This is a genomic window from Rhodococcus sp. O3 (assembly GCF_048897285.1).
GTDB lineage: Bacteria > Actinomycetota > Actinomycetes > Mycobacteriales > Mycobacteriaceae > Rhodococcus.
In genome coordinates this window covers 1-25,133 of the sequence record NZ_JBMBTE010000076.1, presented here as the reverse complement: position 1 = coordinate 25,133, position 25,133 = coordinate 1, and the positions used below count along the sequence as shown (strand labels likewise).

At 69.3% G+C, this 25,133-nt stretch carries 19 protein-coding genes; 12 read left to right on the top strand and 7 right to left on the bottom strand.

Annotated features, from left to right (window positions below; translation table 11 throughout):
• Nucleotides 1-674: 23S rRNA (guanosine(2251)-2'-O)-methyltransferase RlmB (gene rlmB / locus ACN675_RS19535; RefSeq protein ID WP_420752421.1), on the top strand; the 674-nt coding region annotated here is incomplete at its 5' end.
• A 77-nt stretch (nt 675-751) separates the two neighbouring features.
• On the opposite strand, the gene ACN675_RS19530 is transcribed toward rlmB, so the two are convergent.
• The 5 genes from ACN675_RS19530 to ACN675_RS19510 form a co-directional block, all read right to left on the bottom strand.
• On the bottom strand, nt 752-1,615 hold the full coding sequence (locus ACN675_RS19530) for a biotin-dependent carboxyltransferase family protein (RefSeq protein WP_420752420.1): 864 nt from the start codon (nt 1,613-1,615) through the stop codon (nt 752-754).
• A 44-nt stretch (nt 1,616-1,659) separates the two neighbouring features.
• Nucleotides 1,660-5,283 carry a hydantoinase B/oxoprolinase family protein gene (locus ACN675_RS19525; protein ID WP_420752419.1) on the bottom strand — a complete coding sequence of 1,208 codons (3,624 nt, stop codon included), beginning with the start codon at nt 5,281-5,283 and terminating at the stop codon, nt 1,660-1,662.
• A gap of 64 nt (nt 5,284-5,347) precedes the next feature.
• Complete coding sequence (locus ACN675_RS19520; protein ID WP_420752418.1) at nt 5,348-6,232, bottom strand: metal ABC transporter permease; 885 nt, start codon at nt 6,230-6,232, stop codon at nt 5,348-5,350.
• A complete protein-coding gene (locus tag ACN675_RS19515) occupies nt 6,232-7,107 on the bottom strand; it encodes a metal ABC transporter ATP-binding protein (RefSeq protein ID WP_420752417.1) in 876 nt (291 codons plus the stop codon). The genes ACN675_RS19520 and ACN675_RS19515 overlap by 1 nt, the downstream gene beginning before the upstream one ends.
• 28 nt (nt 7,108-7,135) lie before the next feature.
• The gene (locus ACN675_RS19510) at nt 7,136-8,218 is read right to left on the bottom strand and encodes a metal ABC transporter solute-binding protein, Zn/Mn family (protein ID WP_420752416.1); all 1,083 of its coding nucleotides are present in this window, start codon (nt 8,216-8,218) and stop codon (nt 7,136-7,138) included.
• Between the two features lie 153 nt (nt 8,219-8,371).
• On the opposite strand from ACN675_RS19510, the gene ACN675_RS19505 reads away from it, so the two are divergent.
• Nucleotides 8,372-9,478 carry a LacI family DNA-binding transcriptional regulator gene (locus ACN675_RS19505; RefSeq protein WP_420752415.1) on the top strand — a complete coding sequence of 369 codons (1,107 nt, stop codon included), beginning with the start codon at nt 8,372-8,374 and terminating at the stop codon, nt 9,476-9,478.
• Nucleotides 9,479-9,752: 274 nt separating this feature from the next.
• Nucleotides 9,753-11,504 (top strand): M4 family metallopeptidase, encoded by a 1,752-nt coding sequence (locus ACN675_RS19500; protein ID WP_420752414.1) that lies wholly within the window; start codon nt 9,753-9,755, stop codon nt 11,502-11,504.
• A gap of 79 nt (nt 11,505-11,583) precedes the next feature.
• Here ACN675_RS19500 and otsB read toward each other — a convergent pair whose 3' ends face one another.
• Nucleotides 11,584-14,157 carry a trehalose-phosphatase gene (otsB, locus tag ACN675_RS19495; RefSeq protein WP_420752413.1) on the bottom strand — a complete coding sequence of 858 codons (2,574 nt, stop codon included), beginning with the start codon at nt 14,155-14,157 and terminating at the stop codon, nt 11,584-11,586.
• 91 nt (nt 14,158-14,248) lie between these two features.
• Nucleotides 14,249-14,911: a cholesterol catabolism transcriptional regulator KstR gene (gene kstR, locus ACN675_RS19490; RefSeq protein WP_420752412.1), complete on the bottom strand. Its 663-nt coding sequence runs from the start codon at nt 14,909-14,911 to the stop codon at nt 14,249-14,251.
• A gap of 92 nt (nt 14,912-15,003) precedes the next feature.
• On the opposite strand from kstR, the gene ACN675_RS19485 reads away from it, so the two are divergent.
• The 9 genes from ACN675_RS19485 to ACN675_RS19445 all read left to right on the top strand — a co-directional run bounded on the left by ACN675_RS19485 (nt 15,004) and on the right by ACN675_RS19445 (nt 25,041).
• Nucleotides 15,004-17,142, top strand: a complete 2,139-nt coding sequence (locus ACN675_RS19485) for an acyl-CoA dehydrogenase family protein (protein ID WP_420752411.1) — start codon at nt 15,004-15,006, stop codon at nt 17,140-17,142.
• A 72-nt stretch (nt 17,143-17,214) separates the two neighbouring features.
• A complete protein-coding gene (locus tag ACN675_RS19480; RefSeq protein WP_420752410.1) occupies nt 17,215-18,276 on the top strand; it encodes an acyl-CoA dehydrogenase family protein in 1,062 nt (353 codons plus the stop codon).
• Nucleotides 18,261-19,412, top strand: coding sequence for an acyl-CoA dehydrogenase family protein (locus ACN675_RS19475; RefSeq protein WP_420752409.1), 1,152 nt, complete (start codon nt 18,261-18,263; stop codon nt 19,410-19,412). The genes ACN675_RS19480 and ACN675_RS19475 overlap by 16 nt, the downstream gene beginning before the upstream one ends.
• Before the next feature lie 14 nt (nt 19,413-19,426).
• Nucleotides 19,427-20,446, top strand: a complete 1,020-nt coding sequence (locus tag ACN675_RS19470; protein WP_420752408.1) for a bifunctional MaoC family dehydratase N-terminal/OB-fold nucleic acid binding domain-containing protein — start codon at nt 19,427-19,429, stop codon at nt 20,444-20,446.
• Nucleotides 20,443-20,847, top strand: coding sequence for a MaoC family dehydratase (locus ACN675_RS19465; protein ID WP_420752407.1), 405 nt, complete (start codon nt 20,443-20,445; stop codon nt 20,845-20,847). The genes ACN675_RS19470 and ACN675_RS19465 overlap by 4 nt, the downstream gene beginning before the upstream one ends.
• Nucleotides 20,844-22,013 carry a lipid-transfer protein gene (locus ACN675_RS19460; RefSeq protein WP_420752406.1) on the top strand — a complete coding sequence of 390 codons (1,170 nt, stop codon included), beginning with the start codon at nt 20,844-20,846 and terminating at the stop codon, nt 22,011-22,013. Before ACN675_RS19465 ends, ACN675_RS19460 begins: the two co-directional genes overlap by 4 nt.
• A 94-nt stretch (nt 22,014-22,107) precedes the next feature.
• Complete coding sequence (locus ACN675_RS19455) at nt 22,108-22,944, top strand: mycofactocin-coupled SDR family oxidoreductase (RefSeq protein ID WP_420752405.1); 837 nt, start codon at nt 22,108-22,110, stop codon at nt 22,942-22,944.
• Between the two features lie 170 nt (nt 22,945-23,114).
• Entirely contained in the window at nt 23,115-24,527 is a 1,413-nt protein-coding gene (locus tag ACN675_RS19450; RefSeq protein ID WP_420752404.1) for a DUF2252 domain-containing protein, read from the top strand.
• Nucleotides 24,528-24,648: 121 nt separating this feature from the next.
• Nucleotides 24,649-25,041, top strand: coding sequence for an SHOCT domain-containing protein (locus ACN675_RS19445; protein ID WP_420752403.1), 393 nt, complete (start codon nt 24,649-24,651; stop codon nt 25,039-25,041).
• Nucleotides 25,042-25,133: the final 92 nt, after the last annotated feature.

Below are 25,133 nucleotides of genomic sequence, written 5' to 3'. Positions count from 1 at the left end.
CCGCGCTGTACGTCGCGATCGGCGCCGAGTCCGACGAGCGGCTCAAGGAGGCCGTCCAGCGTGCTGCCGAGACGGGGATCTCTATCCTCGAGGTGCAGCGCAGCGAACTCGACCGGCTCTCCGCGAACGGCATGCACCAGGGCATCGGTCTCCAGGTGCCGCCGTACCGGTACGCGCATCCGGACGACCTGATCGCGGCCGCCCGCGACAACCACGAGCGGCCGCTGCTGGTGGCGCTCGACAACATCTCCGACCCGCGCAACCTCGGTGCCGTCATCCGCTCGGTCGCCGCATTCGGTGGGCACGGCGTGGTGATCCCGCAGCGCCGCAGCGCGTCGGTGACGGCCGTCGCGTGGCGTACCAGCGCCGGTGCCGCGGCGCGGCTTCCCGTCGCGCGGGCCACGAACCTGACGCGGACCCTCAAGGACTGGCAGTCCCAGGGGGTGCGGGTCGTGGGTCTCGACGCGGGTGGCGACACGAGCCTCGACGACTTCGACGGCACCGATCCGGTCGTGGTCGTCGTCGGTTCCGAGGGCAAGGGCCTGTCGCGCCTCGTCCGCGAGACGTGCGATTCGATCCTGTCGATCCCGATGGCCGGCGACGTCGAGTCGCTCAATGCGTCGGTGGCGGCGGGCGTCGTCCTCGCCGACATCGCGCGTCAACGCCGCAGCTGACCCACGCGACGGCAGTAGCAGCGCAACGGCAGTGCTGTGCGACGGCAGTACTGTGCGACGGTGACGGGTTCGCCTCGTCACCGTGCGCGATGGAACCGGATGTGGTGTCCCGGCCGCAGCTGCGCCGCGATGTGCACGTCCTCGGGCACGACGACCGCGATCACCGGATAGTCGCCGACGGCCGGATGGTCCGCGAGCAGCAGGATGGGATGCCCGTCCCGGGGAACCTGGATCGCTCCCGCGACCGTCGCCTCGCCGGCGAACCTGTCCCGGCCGGCCCGGTGCAGCGGTCCCGGTCCGTGCAGGCGGATGCCGCGGCGATCGAGTTCCGGTGTGACCGACCAGATTTCCCGGGTCAGTGCTTCCACCGCTCCGGGGGTGAACCAGTGTTCCTGGGGTCCGCGACGGACCCGCAGCAGGGCCGGTTCGGGGGTCTCGGCGGGCGGCGGAATCTGCACTTCCGTCGGCAACTCCGCGGCGAGTCCTCCCACGAGCAGTCGGTCCCCGGCGTGCACGGGCGCCGGGCCGACCCCGGACAGCGTGTCGGTGGCGCGGCTGCCGAGCACCTCCGGCACGTCGATGCCGCCGCGCACCGCCACATACGTGCGTAATCCCTCCGAGGGGGCACCGAGCGTGAGGACATCACCGTCGTTCAGGCGCAGCATCGCGTAGTCGCCCTGCGGACGGCCGTTCACCGCCACCGCGCCCCGGGCGCCGGCGACCGCGACGATCGTCGGCCCGATACTGCGGATCTCGAGCCCGCCGACGGTCACCTCGAGGGTTGCGGCGGCCGGGTCGTTGCCGACGAGGCGGTTCGCGGCATCGTGCGAGGTGAGGTCCGCCGCACCGGATTCGGAGATCCCGGCCTCGGCGTCCCCGGCACGTCCACGGTCCTGGATCGTGGTCAGAGCTCCGCTGCGAACGATCTCGAGCCAAGCCATACCGAGATTCTCGCGCACCGGGCCGTCCGGTGCCCGGGGTTTCGTCAGGGCCGCCCGTACCCTCCTCCGCCCGGCGTTTCGACGACCAGGGCGTCGCCCGGCCCGACGTCCACCGAATCGCACCCGGCCATCTCGGTCACCGAGCCGTCGGCGCGTTCGACCCGGTTCGCGCCGAGCGACCCCGGCTCGCCGCCGGCCATGCCGTACGGCGGAACACGCCGGTGCCCGGACAGGGTGCTGACGGTCATCGGCTCGAGGAACCGGATCCGCCGGGTGCCGCCGTCACCGCCGTGCCAGCGACCGCGACCGCCGCTGCCCGCACGGATCGAGTACTCCTCGAGCAGCACCGGCAGCCGCCATTCGAAGACCTCCGGGTCGGTGAGCCGCGAGTTCGTCATGTGCGTCTGGACCACCGAGGTGCCGTCGAAGCCGTCGCCCGCGCCGGATCCCGAGCCGAGCGTCTCGTAGTACTGGTACCGCGCGTTGCCGAAGGTGACGTTGTTCATCGTGCCGGCGCCCTCGGCCTGCACTCGCAGCGCCGCGTAGAGCGCGCCGGTCACGGCCTGCGAGGTCTCGACGTTCCCCGCGACCACCGCGGCCGGGTACTCGGGCGCGAGCATCGACCCTTCCGGGATGACGATGTGCAGCGGGCGCAGGCACCCGTCGTTGAGCGGGATGTCGTCCGCCACGAGCGTCCGGAACACGTACAGCACCGCGGCACGCGCCACCGCCGTCGGCGCGTTGAAGTTCGTCGGCAGCTGGGCGGATGTTCCGGTGAAATCGATCGTCGCCGAACGTGATTCACGGTCGACGGTGACGCGGACCTCGATCACCGCACCCGAATCCGTCTCGTACCGGTAGTGCCCGTCCTCGAGCCGGTCGACGACGCGGCGCACCTCCTCCTCGGCGTTGTCCTGCACGTGCCGCATGTACGCCTGGACGACGTCGAGTCCGAAGTGCTCGATCATCCGGCCGACCTCGGCGACGCCGCGCGCGTTCGCGGCGACCTGGGCGCGCAGATCCGCGAGGTTCGTGTCGGGGTTGCGCGACGGATACTGCCCGGAGGTGAGGAGTTCCCGAGTCTCGTCTGTGCGGAAGTTGCCGTTCTCGACGAGCAGCCAGTTGTCGAACAGCACGCCCTCCTCGCGGATGTCGCTGCTGCCCGCCGGCATCGAACCCGGTGTCAGGCCGCCGATCTCGGCGTGGTGCCCGCGCGATGCGACGTGGAACAGGATGGTGTCGCCATCGGCGTCGAACACCGGGGTGATGACCGTGATGTCCGGCAGGTGGGTGCCGCCGTGGTACGGATCGTTGACGGCGTACACATCGCCCGGCTTCATCGAACCCGTCCGGCGCCGCACGACCTCCTGGACGCTGGTGCCCATGGACCCGAGATGCACCGGGATGTGCGGGGCGTTCGCGATGAGATTGCCGTCCGGATCGAACAGCGCGCACGAGAAGTCCAGCCGCTCTTTGATGTTGACGGACTGAGCGGTGGATTCGAGGGTGGTGCCCATCTGTTCGGCGATCGACATGAACAGGTTGTTGAAGATTTCCAGCAGCACCGGGTCGGCCTCGGTACCGACGTCCGCGCCGGCGAGAGCCTCGAGCCGTTCGAGTACCAGATGCCCGTGATCGGACAGCGTGGCTCGCCAGCCGTTCTCGACGACGGTGGTGGACAGGTCCTCGGCGACGATCGCGGGACCGGCGACCTCGGTGCCGGGTGTCAGATGCTCGCGCCGGTACAACGGCACCTCACGCCACGCACCGTCGACGAACATCCTCACGCGGGCAGGAGGCTGCTCGCCGCGGGCGTCGGCACTGCCGAGACCGGTCAGATCGGGACGGCGGGTCAATCCGGTGGCCTCGATCGCGACCGCATCGACGATCAGCGGCCGGTCCATGAGGAACGAATACGTGCGCCGGTGTATCGCTTCGAAGTCCGCGGTCATCGTCGCCGGGTCGGCGAGCGGTACCGGCACCGACGTGTCGGTCCCGTCGTACCGCAGATGCGCGGACCGGCTCACCACGATCCGGTCGTCGGGGATGTCCTCGTCCCGCAGCTCCGTACGGGCGTCGGCCTCCAGCTCGCCGGCGACAGCGTGCAGCCGGGACATCGCCTCGTCGGACAGTTCGACGACGACGGACTGCTCGCGCATCGCGGCGGTGTCGGCCAGGCCCATACCGAGAGCGGAGAGCACACCGGCCAGCGGCGGCACCAGCACCGTGCGGATACCGAGCACGTCGGCGACCGCGCAGGCGTGCTGGCCGCCGGCCCCGCCGAAGGTGGTCAGCGCGTACTCGGTGACGTCGTGCCCCTTCTGCACCGAGATCTTCTTGACCGCGTTAGCCATGTTCGAGACCGCGATCTGCAGGAAGCCCTCGGCGACCTGCTCCGGGGAACGGTCGTCGCCGGTGGCGGTGCGGATCTCCGCGGCCAGGTCGGTGAATTCGGCACGCACCGTGTCGCTGTCGAGGGGCTGGTCGCCGTCCGGACCGAACACGTGCGGGAAGTGCTCGGGCTGGACGCGGCCCAGCATCACGTTGGCGTCGGTGACCGTCAGCGGCCCACCGTTGCGGTAGGACGCCGGACCAGGATCGGCACCCGCCGAATCGGGACCGACCCGGTAGCGGCTGCCGTCGAAGTGCAGAATCGACCCGCCGCCGGCGGCGACGGTGTGGATGTCCATCATCGGTGCGCGCAGCCGCACACCCGCGACGACGGTGTCGAACACCCGCTCGTACTCGCCGGCGTAGTGCGACACGTCGGTGGACGTGCCGCCCATGTCGAAGCCGACGACCTTCCCGAACCCTGCGATCTCCGACATGCGCGTCATGCCCACGATGCCGCCGGCCGGGCCGGACAGGATGGCGTCCTTGCCGCGGAAGTGCTGCGCCTCGGTCAGGCCGCCGTTGGACTGCATGAACATCAGCCGCACCCCGGGCAGTTGCTCGGCAACGCGGTCGACGTAGTCGCGCAGCACCGGTGACAGGTAGGCGTCGACGACGGCGGTGTCGCCGCGTGGCACCACCTTCATCAAGGGGCTGGCGACCGCGGACAGCGAGATCTGGCCGAAGCCGATCTTCTCGGCGAGTTCTCCGACCGCGCGTTCGTGCTCGGGATACAGGTGGCTGTGCATGCAGACGACCGCGACCGAGTCGATGCCGTCCGCGTGCGCGGCGCGCAATTCCGGTTCGAGCGCGTCGAGGTCGGGGGCCCGCAGCACGGTTCCGTCGGCGCGGACCCGTTCGTCGACCTCGATCACCCGCTCGTACAGCAACTCGGGCAGCACGATGTTCCGGTCGAAGATGCGCGGCCGGTTCTGATAGCCGATGCGCAGCGCGTCGCGGAAGCCGGCGGTGATCACCAGCGCCGTGCGCACACCCTTGCGTTCGAGCAGTGCGTTCGTCGCGACGGTGGTGCCCATGCGGACCTGCTCGACGAGATCGGCGCCGACGGGCGCGCCCTCGGGCACGCCGAGCAGCACGCGGATACCCGCCACGGCCGCATCACGGTAGCGGGACGGATTCTCCGACAGCAGTTTGTGGGTGACCAGGGTGCCGTCGGGGCGCCGGCCGACGACGTCGGTGAAGGTGCCCCCACGGTCGATCCAGAATTCCCACCGCCCGGTCCCGGGATTCTTGTTTGCCGTGTCCTCCGTCGCCATGAATGGAGCGTATCGACTCCGTTCCGGCGGGCCCGATCTCAGTGCATCGCGACGGACCCGTCCGTCAGTTCGCGGCGACCGCCCGGCCCGCGCCCCGCCGCTGCCGTGCAGACCCGACGAATCGGCACACCAGGTAGATGACGAACGCGATCGCGGTGATGAAACTCGAGACGGGCACGCCCGGTGCGAGCGCCAGCAGGATGCCGCCGACCGCGGCGAGTTCCGCGAACACCACCGCCAGGGCCGTCGCGGCGAGCGGGCTGCTCGCGATCCGCGCGGCCGCCGCCGCGGGCGTGATGAGCAGGGCCATCACCAGCAGCGCGCCGACGATCTGCACCCCGAGCGCGGCGGTGATGCCGACCAGCACCGCGAACACGATCGACAGCGCCCGGACCGGGACGCCGCGCGCGGCGGCGACCTCGGGGTCGGTGCTCGCGAACAGCAACGGCCGGTAGATGAAGATCAGCGTGCCGACGACGACCACGGCGCAGACGGCCAGCACCGCGATCCCGGTGCCGCCGGGAGCGACGATCTGGCCGGTGAGCAGTGAGAACGCGGCGCCGGTGCGGCCGTCGTAAGCCCAGAGCAGCAGCACGGCCAGGCCCAGCCCGAAGGCCATGACCACGCCGATCACCGAGTCGCGTTCGCGGGCGCGGGTGCCGAGGATGCCGAACAGGATCGCCGCGACGACGGCACCGAAGACCGCGCCGATCCCGACCGAGACGCCGATGAGCAGCGCCGCGGCGGCGCCCGTCAGCGACAGTTCGGACGTGCCGTGCACCGAGAACGCCATCTGCCGGCTCACGATCAGCGGGCCGATGATGCCCGCGAGCAGACCGAGGATCGCACCGGCGAGCAGCGCCTGCTGCACGAAGTCGTACTGCAGCAGCTCGACGGTGTCCTGCCAGTCGAACATGCGGCTCATCGCGTCGGAGAACTTGCTGCTCATCAGTGATCCTCGTGATGGTCGTGATGGACGCCCTCGCCGGGGCGCAGGCCGCCGGCGCTGCCGAGCGCATCGATGGCGTCGCCGGTGCCGATGACCACGAGGCGGCCGCGCATCTCGAGGACTTCCACGTCCGTGCGGTACAGCTCGGACAGCACCTCGGAGGTCATGACCTCGGCGGGGGTGCCGATGCGGAACTGGCCGTCGACGAGGTAGAGGACGCGATCGACGAGCGGCAGGATCGGGTTGATCTCGTGGGTGACGAACAGCACGGCGGTGTCGTGATCGCGGCGACGCCGGTCGATGAGGGCGGACACCAGGTGCTGGTTGGCGAGATCGAGGCTGAGCAGCGGTTCGTCGCACAGCAGGACGCGCGGGTCGCCGACGAGTGCCTGCGCGATGCGCAGCCGCTGCTGCTCTCCGCCGGACAGCGAACCGATCGGGGCGTTCGCGTACGACTCGGCGCCGACCTGGGCGATCGCGGCGTCCACCGCGGTGCGCCGCGTCTTCCAGAAACGCACCCCGGTGCCCCAGCGATGCCCGTCGACACCGAGACCGACGAGGTCGCGGCCGCGGAGGGGCACACCTTCGTCGAGTGACTTCTGCTGCGGCACGTACCCGACGTGCGCGTTCCCGGTCCTCGCCGGGGTACCGGCGATGGTGGCGGTGCCCGCGCTGAGCGGAAGCTGGCCGAGAAGGACCTTGAGCAGCGACGACTTACCGGCACCGTTGGGTCCGAGCACCGCGACGAACTCGCCGGGCCGGACGGTCAGATCCAGGTTCTCCCAGAGCGTGCGGTCGCCGAACGCCAGCCGCGCGTTGCGTAGCTCTACGGCGGGTTCTACGGCGGGGGAACGGTCGGGGTTGTGTGTGCTCACCGGATTCCGTGTTTCTCGAGCGGGTGGATCAGGCCGGGGCGCCGAGTGCGGCAGCCAGCTTCTCGACGGTGCCGGTCTGCCACTGGACGTAGTCGACGCCCTCGGGCAGCGTCTCGAACACCTCCACGACCGGGATGCCGGCCTGTTCCGCGGCCTTGCGCATCTCGAGGCTCACCTTGTCCTCGGTCTGCGGGTTGTAGATCAGCGCCCGGACCTGCTTGTCCAGCAGAAGCTGGCGGGTTGCGGCGATGGACGCGGGGGAGGGGTCGGTGCCGTTCTCGACGGCGTTGGTGAAGTCGGTCGGGGTGAGATCGTTCAGCGTCGCCGCGAGGACCAGGTAGTGCGCGATCGGTTCGGTCTGCGCGATCGGTGCCTGCGGGTGCTCGGCCGCGACGGCCTCGATGCCGTCGGAGACCTCGTGCAACCGGGTGTGGAACGCCTCGGCGTTGGCGCGGTAGACGTCCGCACCTTCGGGATCGAGTTCCGCGAGGCGGTCGGCGACGGCGTGGGCGACGGCGTCGGCGGTCGCGAGGTCGTACCAGACGTGCTCGTTCACACCGCCGTGGTCGTGGCCCTCGTGGCCGTCCTCGCTGTGGCTCTCGGCGGCGTGGCTTTCTTGTTCGTGGCCGTCGTCTTCGTGGCCCTCGTCGTGCGCCTCGTCGTCACCGGTCGCCGCGGTATTCCCACCGGTTGTCTCCGCTCCGTGCGCGTGCTCGGCGTGCAAGTCGCTGTTCTCGCCGGACTCGAACAGGGCGAAGGCGTCGACGGTCGCCGCACCGGTGTTCGTGGCCTCGAGGACGTCGTCGACGAACTGGTCGTAGCCGCCGCCGTTGTAGACGACGAGCGACGCGTCGCTGATCGCCGCCGCGTCGGTCGGGCTGGCCTCGTAGGAATGGGGGTCCGCGGACGGCTCCGTGATCAGGGACCGGACCTCGATGCGGTCACCCGCGACGGCCTGTGCGACCGAACCCCACACGTTCGTCGACGCGACGACCTTGATCTCGTCCGAATCCGTGTCGCCCGCCGAGCCGCACGCGGTCAGGCTCAGCGCGGTGGCGCAGGCGAGGGCTGCGGCGGCGGTGGCAGCACGCGTGCGGGGGGACAGTCGCACTGGTCCTTCTCCTGGATTCGACGTCGGGCGTGTCCGCGGGAGGCAACCCTAACGTTATTGGAAACCGTTACCGTTCTACTTTAGCGGACCGGAACGGGACTTTTGACCGGACCCGGGTGGCCGTGACAGGCAACACACAGCTACGGTCCGTGCATGCCCAGGTCCCGACAGCCTCGCCGCCAGGCAACTCTGGCCTCGATCGCGGCCGAGCTGAAGATCTCGCGGACCACGGTTTCCAACGCCTACAACCGGCCCGATCAGCTGTCCGCGGAACTGCGCGAACGCGTCCTCGAAGTCGCCAAGCGACGCGGCTACCCCGGACCGGACCCGATGGCGCGGTCGCTGCGCACCCGCAAGGCCGGGACCGTCGGTGTCCTGCTCACCGAAGCGCTGAGCTACTCGTTCCGCGACCCCGCCGCCATGACCTTCCTGTCCGGACTGTCCGAGGCCTGCGAGGCCGCCGGACAGGGTCTGCTCCTCGTCCCGGCCGGTCCGGGCCGCGACGACGAAGAGGCCGCACAGGTCGTGCACCGATCCTCCGTCGACGGTTTCGTCGTCTACTCGGTGCCCGACGGCGACCCCTACCTGGCGGCCGTCCTCGAACGGCACCTGCCGATCGTGGTGTGCGATCAGCCGCGCGGCATCGCCACCGCGCCGCTCGTCGGCATAGACGACCGCGGTTCGATGCGACGCCTCGCCGAGTACCTCATCGGATTGGGGCACCAGCGGATCGGCATCGTCTCCATGCGGCTGGGGCGCGACCGCCACGACGGTGTCGCCGACGCCTCGCGTTTCGCCACCGAGAGCTTCCATGTGCAGCACGAACGGATCCGCGGGGTGCAGGAGGCGATGACCGCCGCCGGACTCGACCCCGCAGAACTCACCGTCGTCGAGCGGTACGCCCACACCACCGACGACGGTGCAGCGGGTGCCGCCCAGGCAATGACGGCCGATCCGCGGATCACCGCGCTCATGTGCACCACCGACGTTCTGGCGCTGGGTGCGCTCGCGTGGGCGCACAACTCCGGCCTCGATGTACCCGGGCACCTGTCGATCACCGGCTTCGACGGCATCGACGAGGCGTTGCGCGAGGGACTGACCACCATGCGTCAGCCGCAGAAGGAGAAGGGCCGCCGCACCGGCGAACTTCTGCTCGCGGCCCCGGCCCACTCCGGGGTCGCTCAGGTCGAGACGCTGGAGACCGAACTGCTCCCCGGACGCACCGCCGGTCCGGCCGAAAGACTTTGGTGCGCCGAATAATCCGCGCGTAAGTCGCATCCGCGCGGCAGGAAGACAGTAGCGCGGGGCATCCCGTGCGCGGCTGTCGTTCCCGTCGGCGACCGCGTGCTACCCGACTGCTGCAGGCCGTTGCGTACATCCGTAGCAGTCTGTCTCGCAGATTGAGGTAGCGGACTACTCGTGTGGTGGCCGGCCGCTCGCCCTACCGTCGAATCGTGGCCGCACCTCGCGACCGCGGCGAGCCGTTCGCGGCAGTCGCCGAACTCGAACATGCAAGAAACCGAGGGTGTTTCGTATGTCTACTTCTCTGGAATTCCTCCACTACCACGTCGCCGAGGACCCGGCGGTGTCCCCGGGTGAGAACGCGCGGACGCCGGAGTCGTTCCCGGCCGGGGCCGCCGCGCCGGAATTCGACGCCCCCGCACCGATCTTCACCAGCAACGAGGCGGCAGCCCGGTTCTACGTGGATCAGCTGCTCCGGAGCGACGACCGCCCCGCCCTCGAATCGCTGGTGGAACCCGAACGGCCCGAACGGGTACCGGGTCTGGTGTTCGACGGTGAGCAGGACCTGCGGGCGGCCGGGACTCGGCAGGTGCGCTTCCATCAGACGTCACGGAACATCCCGGTTTTCGGGTCCGGGGCCGTCGTCGAGATGACCGAATCACGCGAACTCGTGAGTGTGAACGCGCGGCTCGACGAGGTCACCGGTGTCGACCCGATCGAGTCGCTCGACCGAGCGGAGGTGCTCGCGCGGCTCGCTCGGTACACCGGCAGCGATCTGCCTCCCGACGTCGGGGTGGGCGCGACCCTCACCTTCTACAAGGACGAGGACTCGGGGTCGTGGCACCTGGCATGGCTGTTCACCGAGGTCCCGGCCGAGCCTCCCGCCACCGGCGACGAAACCGCCGACGACGCGGACGAGATTCGCGGGATGGGACCTCGCCCGGTCCCGCCGTCCTTCGACTACCTCGTCGATGCCCACGACGGGGAGATCCTGTTCTGCTACAGCGCCGTGGCGACCGCGCTGCCGACCCCGGCCCGGTGCGTCGGAATCGACGAGAACGACGACCGTCAGACGTTCCTCGGGCAGCTGGTGGATCCGGGCGGCACCACCTGCCGGCTCTCCGATCCGCTGCGTGCGGTCCACACCTACGATCTGCGGTTCGCGGATCTCGACAGCGATCCACCGGTGCCGCGGAATCCCGTCGAGGCCCCCACGAGCGACTTCGGCACGACCAACCGGGCCGCCGTCTCCGCGCACCTCAACGCTTCCCGGGTTCAGGACTTCTACAAGGTCGTCCTGCAGCGCGACGGCATCGACGACAAGGGCATGGATCTGATCTCGCTGGTCAATGCCACCGCGGCAAGCATGGAACCTCCGCCGACGCTGCTGAACGCCTTCTGGTGGAAGCGTCGGATGTGGTACGGGCAGATCTCCCGGAACGGCCGGCTCGTCAGCCTGTCGCGATACCTCGACGTCATCGGCCACGAACTCACCCACGGGGTGATCGAGTCGACGTCGAACCTCGTGTACGCAACCCAGTCCGGGGCGCTCAACGAGTCGTACGCGGATGTCGCGGGCGTCATCATCGGCAACTGGTACACCGCCCCGGACCGCCACGACGTCGGCACGTGGGACTGGAAGATCGGCGCCGGTCTCCGCCCGGACGGCCGACCGCTCCGCGACTTCGAAGACCCCACCCGAACCGGACATCCCGCGCACATGAACAACTTCCGTGCGTTGCGTCCCGGCGAGTTGCCGAGCAACCGCAACGATCAGGGCTGGGTCCACTTCAACAGCAGCATCCACAACAAGGCGGTGCACAACCTGCTCACGATGACCAAGAACGGGGCGCGCGTGTTCACGGTCGAGGACGTCGCGGTCCTGACCTACCTGGCGATGGCCCGGCTGACACCGCGAGCGACGTTCACCGACGCGCTCCAGGCCACCGTCGACGTCGGACTGACCTACTTCGGTGGCGACCCGGACCGGAAGGGCAAGGTCGACACGATCCGGGAGGCATACCGCCTCGTCGGCATCACGTGAAGTGTCGAACGACCGCCGCCGACGAAAACGACACCCGCTCACGTCCAGGACGTGAGCGGGTGTCGTTTCGGTATGCGCCTCAGGCCGACGGCCCCGACAGCGTGTGTCCCGACAGCAGTTGGGCGCAGCGCAGGAGCCCGATGTGGCTGTACGCCTGCGGATGGTTGCCCAGAGCCCGTTCGGCGACCGGGTCGTACTCCTCGCTGAGCAGACCGGTCGGACCGGCCGCCGCCACGAGCTGTGCGAACAGGGCCTCCGCCTGAGGGCGGGCGCCGACCAGCAGATAGGCCTCGACGAGCCACGCGGCGCACAGGTGGAAACCGCCCTCGGTGCCGGGCAGTCCGTCCTCGTGCCGGTACCGGTACACCGTCGAGCCGCTGCGGAGTTCGGCCTCGGTCGCCACGACCGTCGCATAGAACTTCTCGTCGCTCGGATCGACCAGGCCGGTCAGACCGACGAACAGCGTCGCGGCGTCCAGGTCGGTGCCGTCGTAGGCCGCGGTGTAGGAGCGGACGTCGTCGTTCCAGCCCTTCTCCCGCACCTCGTCGGCGATCTCGTCCCGAAGTTCCGTCCAGCCCTCACCGGCGGTGCGGCCGAACTTCGCGGCCAGCGTCAGGGCCCGGTCGACGGTGAGCCAGCCCATCACCTTCGAGTACACGTGGTGCCGCGGGTTGTCGCGGATCTCCCAGATGCCGTGATCGGGTTCGAACCACCGTCGCTGCACGGCGGTGACCATGGCACACACCAGGTCCCAATCGCGGTCGGTCAGCGCTTCGGCGTGCGGGATGCCGCGTTCCTCGCGTCGGTGCGCGAGTCCCGAGATCAGGTCGACGATCGGGCCGAACACGTCGAGCTGCACCTGCTGGTTGGCGGCGTTGCCGACCCGCACTGGCCGGGACCCGGCGTAGCCGGGCAGGTTGTCGAGCACCGCCTCGGGCGGAAGCGGCCCGCCGGCAAGCGAATACAGCGGGTGCAGGCGTTCCGGCCCGGGGATCGTCTCGAGCACGCGGTGCACCCAGTCCAGGTAGGCCTCGGCCTCGCCGAGCGAACCGACACCGACCAGGGCGTGGGCGGTGAGCGCGGCGTCGCGGAGCCAGCAGTAGCGGTAGTCCCAGTTGCGGACGCCGCCGATCTCCTCGGGCAGCGATGTCGTCACCGCGGCCAGGATCGAGCCGGTCGGCTCGTGGACCAGGCCGCGCAGCGTGAGTGCCGACCGCTTGATGAGGTCCGGTTTGAGCGGCGGCAGGTCGAGTTCCGCTGCCCACTGCCACCAGTACGCCTCGGCCTGTGCGCGCCGCTCCACCTCCGCAACCGGGTGAGGGCTCAAATCTTCTGTTCCGCAACGGAATTCGAGGATGATGTCGTTCTCCGACGGGTCGACCACCGCATGCGCGGTCTGCTGCGTTCCGTCGGTAGTGATGTCCCACCGCACGCCGGGGGAGCGCAGCACGTACGGCTCGTTGAGGCCGAACACCCGCAGGCCGTCGTCGACGGCCTCGAGGCTGACCTGTCCCTGCCCGAACTCGGGGCGCGGGGCGAACGTGACGACCGCCTTCGCGGTGCCGGTGATGACGCGCGTCAGATCGGTACGGCCGGGTTCGACGTCGTGCGGCAGGTAGTCGATGACCGCGAGGCTCGCCCACCGGGTCACCACGGTCATCGTGGAGTCGACGTACCGCTGGCTCAGCGGCAGGGCCTCGCGGAGCGGGCCGATCGTGAAGTGACCGGCGGCCTCCCCGCCGAGCAGATGCGCGAACACCGCGGCCGAATCCGGTTCCGGATGGCACAGCCACGAGACGGTGCCATCGGGGGTGATCAGGGCCTTGGTCCGGGGACTCGCGAGCATGGTGAGACGCTCGATGCGCGGGGCGTCCGCACCGGACAGCCACGTGCGGCGCTGGTCGAGCAGGAACGCCATGGCCGCGGCGACGTCCTCGGTGCTCGACACCCGGAACTCGGCGCTGGTCTCGCCGTCACCGACCTTGATTCCGACATCCGGCCCGTGCAGCGACCGGAACGCCTTCTCGTCGGTGACGTCGTCACCGAAGAACACCGCCGCCGTCGCCGATTCCTGATGCCGGATGATGTCGAGGGCGCGACCCTTGTCGGTGGGCACGACGGACAGCTCGATCACGGACTTGCCCTCGGTGACCTGCACGCCGGGCAGGCGCGCCAGGTCGGCGCGGACGGTGGCCAGCGCGAGCTCGGCGTCGCGTTCACTGGCGTTGCGCACGTGCAGGGCCGCGCTCGCCGGTTTGATCTCCACGTGCACGCCGTCGTAGAGCCGGGCGACGTTGTCGAGTCCGGAGATGATGCCGCGCAGCAGCTCCTTGGCGTCGGTGTCGATGGCGTGCACGAATCCGATGTCGAACTCGGAGCCGTGGCTACCGACCAGCTGGACCTCGGCGGGAAGACGCGACAACGCTGCCAGGTCCTTGAGGGCGCGGCCGGAGATGACGGCGGCCGACGTCGACGGCAGCCCCGCGAGCGCGCGCAGGGCGCGTACCGATTCGGCGTGAGGGAACGCCTTGTCGGGATCGGCGACGATGGGCGCGACCGTTCCGTCGTAGTCCGACGCCACGAGCAGTCGGGGGGATCGCGCGACCGTGACGAGTGCGCGACGCAGATCGATCGGGAGGTCTTGGGCGCTCATTCTTCCCACGGTAGGGGAATAGGTCCCGCCCGTCGCTCCGGATGCACGGTTCGGGGCGTGTTCCCGGTTACAGGGCCCGCCCCGGGCGCGCTCAGGACCCGGCGACGGGCACCTGCGCGGGCCGGCGGGAGCCGTCTCCGAGCAGCAGTTCGACGGTGAGCTCGAGCCTGCGGGCGACGTCGGTCGCCGACGAGCGGCGGGTCAGCCACGCCACGAGATTCGACAGCCACACGTCGCTGATGACGCGCGCGACGGCCAGCTCCTCCTCGGTGGGCTCGCCTTCGTTCATCGCGCGGGCGAACAGCCGGTCCATGAGCTGGCCGACCCGGTCGACCTCGGCGGCAGCCGAGGCGTCGGCGAACATGAACGCGCGCGTCATCGCTTCGGTGAGCAACGGGTCGCGCTGCATGGCGCGGGTGATGAGGCTCAGGATCAGGTTCATGCGTTCGAGCGGGGTGTGGCCCGGCGGGATCTTGCCCTTGCTGTCGATGCGTGCGAATTCCCGGCCGAGCGCGGACACCAGCAGGTGCACCTTGGACGGGAAGTACCGGTAGAGGGTGCCCACCGCGACGTCGGCGCGCTCGGCGACCGCGCGCATCTGCACGGCCTCGTATCCCCCCTTGGAGGCGAGCGCCAGGGTTGCGTCGAGTATCCGCTTGCGGCGTTCTTTCTGGGCGTTGGAACTGAGATCGTCCTCGGTGAGGGCGGACAGCGTTCCACTTCCGGTCGAACGCGAGCTGGGCGGTATCGTCATGGACTTTTTCCTCACACCTTGACTCTGAACCGGTGTCATATTAGAACACGTTCTAGACGTTGATGTCATTTTTCGAAAGGCGGAGATCCGCTGTGAGTATCGCCACCACCGAGGAGCAGCGGGCTGTCCAGGCCTCCGTGCGTGCTTGGGCGCGCTCTGCGTCTCCGATAGACAAGTTACGCCACCAGCCAGCGGAAATGTGGCAGGGGGGCTGGGGTTCACTCGCCGAATTGGGCCTGTTCGGGGTGGCTGTTCCCGAATGTGCGGGCGGGCTCGGCGCCACCACGGTGGATCTGGCCGTGATGCTCGAGCAGGCCGCGCACGAACTGGCACCGGGACCGGTTCTCACGACCGCGCTCGCCGCGCTCGTGTTCGGTTCCGGCGGCGACTCCGCCGCCAAGACGGCCGCCCTGCTGAGCGAGGGCACGGTGCCCGTGGCCGCCGCGCTCGATCTCGCGGTCGACGCGACCGACGCCACCGACGGACTGACCCTCAGCGGCGACGCCGGACCCGCGATCGCCGCGGAGCCCGGTGTGGCGGTCCTCGTCCGCGTCGCCGGTTCCGGCGGCGAGGAGCGCTGGGCGCTCGTCGACGCCGACAGCCCCGGCCTGCACCTCGAGCCCCTCGACACCCTCGACAAGTCCCGCGCACTGGCAAGGGTCCGGCTCGACTCGGTCGCGGTCACCGCCGACCGTGTCGTGACCGTGCGCTCCGGTCTGGTCCGGGACCTGGCCGCGACACTCGCCACCGCCGAACTCGCCGGCATCGCCGGCTGGGCGCTGACCACCGCGGTCGAATACGCGAAGATCCGCGAACAGTTCGGGCAGCCGATCGGTGCGTTCCAGGCGATCAAGCACCTGTGCGCCGAGATGTTGTGCCGCACCGAGAAGATCCGTGCCACCGCATGGGACGCGGCCTCCGCCGCCGACACCGCGCCGGACGAACTGCCCATCGCCGCGGCCGTCGCGGCCGCCGTCTCGCTCGACGCCGCGGTGCAGACCGCCAAGGACGCCATCCAGGTGCTCGGCGGCATCGGGTTCACGTGGGAGCACGACGCCCATCTGTATCTGCGTCGCGCCGTGGCCACCCGCCAGCTGCTCGGTGGGTCCACGTGGTGGCGTGCGCGGGTCACCGCGCTGACCCGCGCGGGCGTCCGCCGTCACCTCGGCATCGACCTGTCGGAGTTCGACGACGAGCGCGCCCGCATCCGCGCCGAGATCACCGAGTTCGCCGGTCTTCCGGAACGGGAGCGGCGCAACGCATTTGCCGAATCCGGCTACCTCGCGCCGCACTGGCCCGCACCGTACGGCCGAGGCGCCCGCGCCGCCGAGCAGATTCTCATCGACGAGGAACTCGCTGCGGCCGGTGTGGAACGGCCCGATCTGGTGATCGGCTGGTGGGCGGTGCCCACGATCCTCGAGCACGGAACCCCCGAACAGATCGAGCGATTCGCGATGCCGACGCTGCGCGGCGACATCGTCTGGTGCCAGCTCTTCTCCGAGCCCGGCGCCGGTTCCGATCTCGCGGCGCTGCGCACGACCGCGGAGAAGGTCGACGGCGGCTGGAAGTTGCAGGGGCAGAAGGTGTGGACGTCGCTCGCCCAGGTCGCCGACTGGGCGATCTGCCTGGCCCGCACCGACCGCGACGCACCGAAACACAAGGGCATCACCTACTTCCTGGTGGACATGAAGTCCGCGGGCATCACCGTCTCGCCGCTGCGCGAGATCACCGGTGACGCACTGTTCAACGAGGTCTTCCTCGACGGTGTGTTCGTTCCCGACGACTGCGTGGTCGGTTCGCTCGGAGGCGGCTGGAAACTGGCGCGCACCACCCTCGCGAACGAGCGGGTGGCGATGGGCAGCAAGTCGTCGCTCGGCAAGGCGATCGAGGACCTGATCGAGCTGTCCAGCCCCGGCGACCCGGTCGCCGAGGATCGCATCGCCACCCAGATCGGCGAGGCGATGGCGGGCTCGCTGCTCGACCTGCGCACGACCCTCGCGCAGCTCGGTGGTCAGGATCCGGGCCCGGCGTCGAGCGTGCGCAAGCTCATCGGTGTGCGGCAGCGGCAGGACACCTCCGAGCTGGCGATGGACCTGGCGGGGGAGGCCGGGTGGGTCGAGGGTCCGCTCAGCCGCGAGTTCCTCAACACGCGCTGCCTGACCATCGCCGGCGGCACCGAGCAGATTCTCCTCAGCCTGGCCGCCGAACGTCTGCTGGGACTGCCCCGGTGACCGGGACTTGCACAGCTCGGACCCGCTCAGCGGTGCTACAACGTGGCACACGTTCTAATCGAAGGTGGAATTGTGGACTTCGCACGTGACGAGACGCAGGAGGCGGTGGCGGAAGTCGCCGTCGACCTGCTCGCCCGCGACCTGACCGCAGACGACCTGTGGTCCGCGCTCGCCGGCGCCGATCTGCTCGCGCTGGCCCTACCCGAACGCCTCGGCGGCGCCGGACTCGGTGTCGGTGAGGTCGCGACGGTACTGACCGAGATCGGCCGCAAGGCCGCGCCGGTCCCGGCCCTGGCCACGCTCGGCTTCGGGGTACTGCCCGTCGTCGCGCTGGCCACCGACGAGCAGCAGGACGCGCTGCTCGCCGACGTCCCGGGCGGGGCCGTGCTCACCGCGGCACTGTCCGAGCAGGGCCGGCCGTTCCCGGCCGCCCCGGCCGCGACCGCGGTGCCCGTCGACGGTGGCCACGCGGTCACCGGCTACTTCGTCGCGGTCCCGCATGCCGCGACCGCGCGGCACATCCTGGTCCCCACCGACGCCGGTGTCGTCGCCGTCGACGCGACCGCCGACGGTGTCACCGCGACCGCGAGCCCGTCCGCCGCGGGAAGCCCCGAGTTCTCGGTGCGGTTCGACGGTGCGGTCGGCACACTCCTCGGCGACGGCGCGGATCCGGCCGCCGACGTCGCGGTCCTGTACCGTCTCGCGCTCGCGTCGATCGGTGCGTACGCGGACGGACTGCTCGACGGTGCAACGGCATTGACCGCCGAACACCTGAGCACGCGCCATCAGTTCGGCAAGCCGCTCGCGACCTTCCAGGCCGTGGCCCAGGAGATCGCCGACGTCTACGTCACCGCGCGCACCCTGCACGTCGCGGCGCTCGCGTCGGCCTGGCGCGTCGCTCACGACGGGGCCCGCTCGGCGGCGGTGGACGACGATCTGGACGTCACCGCCTACTGGATCGCCGAGGAGCTGCCGCCCGCGATGCGGGTGCTGCACCACCTGCACGGTGGCATCGGGGTCGACGTGACCTACCCGCTGCACCGCTATTCCTCGACCGCCAAGGATCTGGCGCGCCTGATCGGCGGCGCCTCGTACCGACTCGACCTCGTGGGGGCCCGGTGTTCATCGATCTGACCGACGAGCAGCGCGCGCTGCAGGCGGAACTGCGAACCTACTTCGCGGATCTCATCTCCCCGGAGGAGGCCGCGATCATGCGCACGGAGCGGCACGGCCCCACCTACCGTGAGGTCATCCGCCGCATGGGCAAGGACGGCTGGCTCGGCGTCGGCTGGCCGAAGGAATTCGGCGGCCGCGGGTTCGGCGAGATCGAACAGCAGATCTTCGCCAACGAAGCGGTGCGCGCCGACGTCCCGCTCCCGAGCGTGACGCTGCAGACCGTCGGACCGACCCTGCAGGTGTACGGCACCGAGGAGCAGAAGCGGAAGTTCTTGCCCGCCATCCTCTCCGGTGAGGTGCACTTCGCGATCGGTTACTCCGAACCGGAGGCCGGCACCGACCTGGCCGCGCTGCGCACCAGCGCCGTGCGGGACGGCGACACCTATATCGTCAACGGCCAGAAGATCTTCACCACCGGCGGTCACGACGCCGACTACATCTGGCTCGCGGTGCGCACCGGCCCCGCCGACTCGCGGCACCGCGGCATCTCGATCCTCATCGTCGACACCACCGATCCGGGCTTCAGCTGGACCCCGATCATCACGTGCGACGGTGCCCACCACGTCAACGCGACCTACTACAGCGATGTGCGGGTCCCGGCGAACATGCTTGTGGGAGAAGAGAACAAGGGTTGGAAGCTGATCACCACCCAGCTCAACCACGAGCGCGTCATGCTCGGACCGGCCGGCAAGGTCGGCGGTCTCTACGATCACGTGGCCGCGTGGGCGAAGTCGCACGATCTGCTGGGTGAACCCGACGTGCGCCGCGCGCTCGGGGAGATCCACGCGACCTTCCGCCTCAACGAGCTGCTCAACTGGCAGGTCGCGGCCAGCGAATCCGAGGCCGTGGACATCGCGGACGCGTCGGCGACCAAGGTGTTCGCCACCGAACGCATCCAGCGGGTCGGCCGGCTCGCCGAGGAGATAGTCGGGCGCTACGGCGACCCCGCCGATCCCGAAACGGGTGAGCTGCTGAGCTGGCTGGACATGCAGATCAAGCGGAACCTCGTCATCACCTTCGGTGGTGGTGTCAACGAGGTGATGCGCGAACTGATCGCGACGGCGGGCCTGGGCATGCCCCGGGTTCCGCGGTGAGAGAGGCACTTTCGATGACGACACCCGAGGAGATCCTCGCCGCCGCAGAACGGGTTCGCGGTGACGGGCCGTCGAAGCCCCGCGCCGGACGCGACCCGGTGAACATGCCGATGATCCGCAACTGGCTCGAGGCGATCGGCGACGAGAATCCGATCTACACCGACCCCGACGCCGCGGTCGCGGCCGGGCACGGTGGCCTCGTCGCACCCCCGGCGATGGCGCAGGTGTGGACGATGCGCGGACTCGGCGCCAAGCGTGAGGAGGACGATCCGCTCGGCCGGATGACCGACATCCTCGACGACGCCGGCTACACGTCCGTGGTCGCGACGAACTGCGACCAGATCTACCACCGCTACCTGCGGCCCGGTGAAGAGGTCACGATCGAGTCCACCCTCGAGGACGTGGTGGGCCCGAAGAAGACCGGTCTCGGCGAGGGCTGGTTCTTCACGACCCGCAACATCTGGAAGGTCGGCGACGAGGTTGTCGCCGAAATGCTGTTCCGCATCCTGAAATTCGCGCCGCCCGCCAAGGAAGCGCCTCCGGCCGCGGACGCACCGGCGGTGCCGGAGGATCTCGACCCGACCCGGATGCTGCGTCCCTCCGCGTCGCCGGACTCGCAGTTCTTCTGGGACGGGGTCGCCGCGCACGAACTGCGCATCCAGCGCCGGCCGGACGGTTCCCTGCAGCACCCCCCGGTCCCGGCGCTGTGGCTCGACAAGACCGAAACCACCGACTATGTCGTGGCATCCGGTCGCGGCACCGTCTTCAGCTACGTCGTGCACCACGCACCGAAGGTGCCCGGCCGGTCGTTGCCGTTCGTCGTTGCGCTGGTCGAACTCGAAGAGAGCGGTGGGGGCGAGCGCAGCGACGGGGGAAGCATCCGCATGCTCGGGGAGTTGCGTGGTGTCGATCCTGCCGACGTGCGCATCGGCATGCCCGTCGAGGTGACCTACCTCGACTTCCCCGGCGACGACGAGACCGGCGGCGCACCGTGGACGCTCTACGCCTGGACCCCCCGTCAGGAGACCGCATGAACACCGCAACCGTGACCGTGGGGGAGACGCTGCCCGCCCTGTCCATCTATGGCGACCCGACCTTCATCGTGTCGACCGCGCTGGCCACCCGGGACTTCCAGGACGTCCACCACGACCGCGACCTCGCCCAGAAAAAGGGATCGAAGGACATCTTCGTCAACATCCTCACCGACACCGGCCTGGTGCAGCGTTACGTCACGGACTGGGCCGGTCCCCGCGCCGTGATCAAGTCGATCTCGCTGCGGCTCGGGGTGCCCTGGTACGCGTACGACACGCTGAACCTGACGGGCACCGTTGCGTCCGTCGACGACGGCCTGATCACCCTGGACATCGTGGGCAGCAACAGCCTCGGTAACCACATCAACGCCAAGGCCACCCTCGTGATCGGAGGTACCGCATGAGCGGGCTGTCCCGCCGCGCCGCCATCGTCGGCATCGGCGCCACCGACTTCTCCAAGGACTCCGGCCGCAGCGAACTGCGCCTCGCCGCCGAAGCGGTGCGCGCCGCCCTCGACGACGCCGGGCTGCGCCCCGAGGACGTCGACGGCCTCACGTCGTTCACGATGGACACCAACACCGAGGTCGCGGTCGCACGGTCGGTGGGGATCCCGAGCCTGAAGTTCTTCTCGCGCATCCACTACGGCGGCGGCGCCGCGTGCGCGACGGTGCAGCAGGCCGCGATGGCGGTGGCCACCGGTGTCGCCGACGTCGTCGTCGCCTACCGCGCGTTCAACGAACGCTCGGGCGCGCGCTTCGGTCAGGTCAACTCGGCGCTGGCCACGCAGGTCAACTCGTCGGGCACCGACAATGCGTTCTCCTACCCGCACGGTCTGAGCACCCCGGCGTCGTTCGTCGCGATGGTCGCGCAGCGGTACATGCACGTCACCGGCGCGACCAGCGCCGACTTCGGTACGGTCGCGGTCGCGGACCGCAAGCACGCCGCCACCAACCCGAACGCGTTCTTCTACGGCAAGCCGATCACGCTCGAGGACCACCAGAACTCCCGGTGGATCGCCGAGCCGCTGCACCTGCTCGATTGCTGCCAGGAGTCGGACGGCGGTGTCGCGATCGTGGTGACCAGTCCCGAACGCGCGAAGGACCTGAAGCAGGCGCCGGTGCTGATCGCCGGTGCGGCCCAGGGCAGCGCGGAGGACCAGTTCATCATGACCAGCTACTACCGCGACGGGTTGACGGGTCTGCCGGAGATGGGGATCGTCGGCAACCAGTTGTGGGAGCAGTCCGGCCTGACGCCGCAGGACATCCAGACGGCAGTGCTCTACGACCACTTCACCCCGTACGTGCTCATGCAGCTCGAGGAACTCGGTTTCTGTAAGCCCGGCGAGGCGAAGGACTTCGTCGCGGAGGGCGGTATCGAACTCGGCGGGCACCTGCCGCTCAACACGCACGGCGGGCAGCTCGGCGAGGCGTACATCCACGGCATGAACGGCATCGCCGAGGCAGTCCGGCAGATCCGCGGCACCTCGGTCAATCAGGTACCCGACGTCGAGAACGTACTCGTCACCGCGGGCACCGGAGTACCGACCTCGGGGCTCGTCCTGTCCCGATAGCGCTCCTGTCGGGGCCCGGTGAGTGGGATCGGTTGTGGTGGGACCGATCCCACTCGCGTATCGATGGGCAGGTAGCCGACGCACAGGAGTGGACGTGAACGAATTCGAGGGCAGGGTCGCGCTGATCACGGGAGCGGCACGTGGGCAGGGACGTTCGCACGCCGTCGCGTTCGCCGAGCGCGGCGCCGACGTGGTGATCTGCGATCGCTGCGACAACAGCGACGCGGTGTTCTACCCGCTCGCGACCGACGACGACCTCGCGGAAACCGTCCGCCTGGTCGAGGCCACCGGCCGGCGCGTGATCGCGGAGAAACTCGACACCGCCGACCGCGGCGCCCTCGACAAGCTCGTCGCGCGCGCCACCGACGAATTCGGCCGCATCGACATCGCGGTCGCCAACGCGGGGGTCTCCGTCGCGGCGCCCGTACAGGTGATGCCGCAGAACATGTGGGACGAGGCGATCTCGTCGAACCTCACGGGCGTGTTCAACACCATCGGCGCGGTCGCACGCGGCATGATCGAGCGCGGCTACGGCCGGATCGTGACCATCTCCTCGATGCTCGGCCGGGCCGGCAACACGAACATGGCGGCCTACAGCGCCTCCAAGTGGGGTGTCATCGGCCTGACGAAGAGCGCCGCACTCGACCTCGCGCAACACGGGATCACCGTCAATGCCGTTGCTCCCGGGAACATCTCGACCCCGATGATCCACAACGACTTCCTGTACGGCATGCTGCGGCCCGACCTCGAGAAACCGACCGCCGACGATGTGGCCCCGGTCTTCACGACCCTGCACGCGCAGCCGGTGCCGTGGCTCGATCCCGCGGAGATCACCCGGGTCGTGCTGTTCTTCGCCGCCGAGGCCGCCGCGCACATCAGCGGCACCGTCCTGCCGGTCGACGCGGGTAACGCGGCACGGGTGACCGGCTGATCCGTCCACCGAGTGGTTGTGCCGATCGGTGCGTCGTTCACCGGGTTGCGGCGCCGAGAGCGGGATACCGTAAAGGACGTCGGCGGCGGTGCCGGCACCCGCATTCCGATTGCCGGACGCCCGGCCGAGTGGACCGGAACGAACGGCTCGGCCGCTCGGAGGGATCAGCCATGACGCAAACGAACGGGCACGTCGTCCACCACCCGACCCGCGAAGAGCGCGTCGAGACCGGTCTCGCGGCGCGGCGCACCACCCCGATCGCGGCGCTCGCGGAGGTCTCACCCGAGGAACCGCGTGATCCCATGGTGTTGCTCGAGCGGCAGGCGGCGACCCGGATACCGCAACTGGTTCCGGTCCGGTACGGGCGGATGTCGAGTTCCCCGTTCGCGTTCTACCGCGGCGCTGCCCTGGTGATGGCGGACGATCTGTCGCGCACCCCGAACAGCGGCCTGCACTGCCAGTTGTGCGGGGACGCGCACCTGAGCAACTTCGGGCTCTACGCCACGCCGGAACGGAAACTGGCATTCGACGTCAACGACTTCGACGAGACCTATCCGGGTCCGTTCGAATGGGACGTCAAACGGCTCGTGGCGAGCCTTGCGGTCGCTGCCCGCGACAACGGGTTCACCGGTAAGGAACGCAAACGGATCACCCGGGCGTGCGTCGCCGAGTACCGCGAGACGATGCTCGCCCAGGCCGAGCTGGGGAACCTGGCGGTCTGGTATTCCCACGTCGAACCGTCCACCGAACTCGTGGATCTGCGTGACGAACTCGATTCGACGATGAAGAAACGCACCCGCAAACTCATCGAGAAATCGATGACCCGCGACAGCGTGCAGGCGCTCGGGAAGCTCACCACGCTCATCGACGGCAAACGCCGGATCATCAGCGCACCACCGCTCGTCGTCCCGATCGAGGAGGTCTTCGCCGACCTCGACACCGAATTGATCTACAAGGAGCTGCACGAACGTCTCCGGTCCTACCGGTCGACCCTGCAGTGGGACCGGCGTGTCCTGCTCGAACAGTTCGAATTCGTACAGGCCGCCCGCAAGGTGGTCGGCGTCGGCAGCGTCGGCACCCGCGCCTGGATCATGTTGCTCCGCGGACGGGACGACGACGACCCGTTGTTCCTGCAGGCCAAGGAAGCCCAGCGATCGGTGCTCGCAGACTATGTCGACGGCCCGACGTTCGAGAACGAAGGCGAACGCGTCGTCAACGGTCAGCGGCTCATGCAGGCCGCGAGCGACATCTTCCTCGGCTGGCAGGCGGGCGTGGGCGCGGACGGAGTGCAGCGGGACTTCTACATCCGGCAACTCCGCGACGGCAAGGGCTCGGCGGTCGTCGAGGTGATGAGCCCGACGGGAATGGCGTTGTACGGCAGGTTGTGCGGCCGGGTGCTCGCCTACGGGCACGCGCGGTCGAGCAACCGCGTCGCGATCGCCACATATCTCGGTTCCGACGCGGAGTTCGACGAGGCGATCGCGGAATTCGCGGAAGTGTATTCCCAGCGCAACAAGAACGACAGAAAGCTGCTCCTCGCCGCGATCGACGAGGGCAGGGTGAAGGCCCGCGTGGGAATCTGAGAAGACTCGACCGCCAATTTTGGCGAACTGCACGGAATTCCGCTGCGCGCGGGAGCAAGATAGCCGGTGGATCCTCCGCAGGAGGGTCCGTTCGTCCTGCGCACTCGGAAAGGTGCACGTCATGGATTCGTTTTGGGATTACGTGTGGTACACGATCGTCGTGTTCGCCTTCGTGGCGTACCTGATCGTGCTGTTCCAGATCCTGGTCGATCTGTTCCGGGATCACACCGTCTCCGGCTGGGTCAAGGCGGTGTGGCTGATCGCGCTGGTGTTGTTCCCGTACCTGAGTGCGTTCATCTATCTGATCGTCCGGGGCCGCGGCATGGCCGAGCGTGCGCGCGCAGCGCAGGTCGAAGCCAAGCAGGCCACCGATCAGTACATCAGGGAGGTCGCGGGAAAGTCGCCCGCCGAAAGTATTTCGGAGGCCAAGTCGCTCCTGGACTCGGGAGTGATCACCGAGGCGGAGTTCCAGCAGCTCAAGGCACACGCACTGGGTAAGACGGCCACGAGCTGACCGGCGGGCCGAACCCGGCGCGCTCACCTTCCGAATGTTCTTCCGAGCGCACAACCCCTCCTTTTCCGAGCGAACGTACCGTTCGGTTCCTT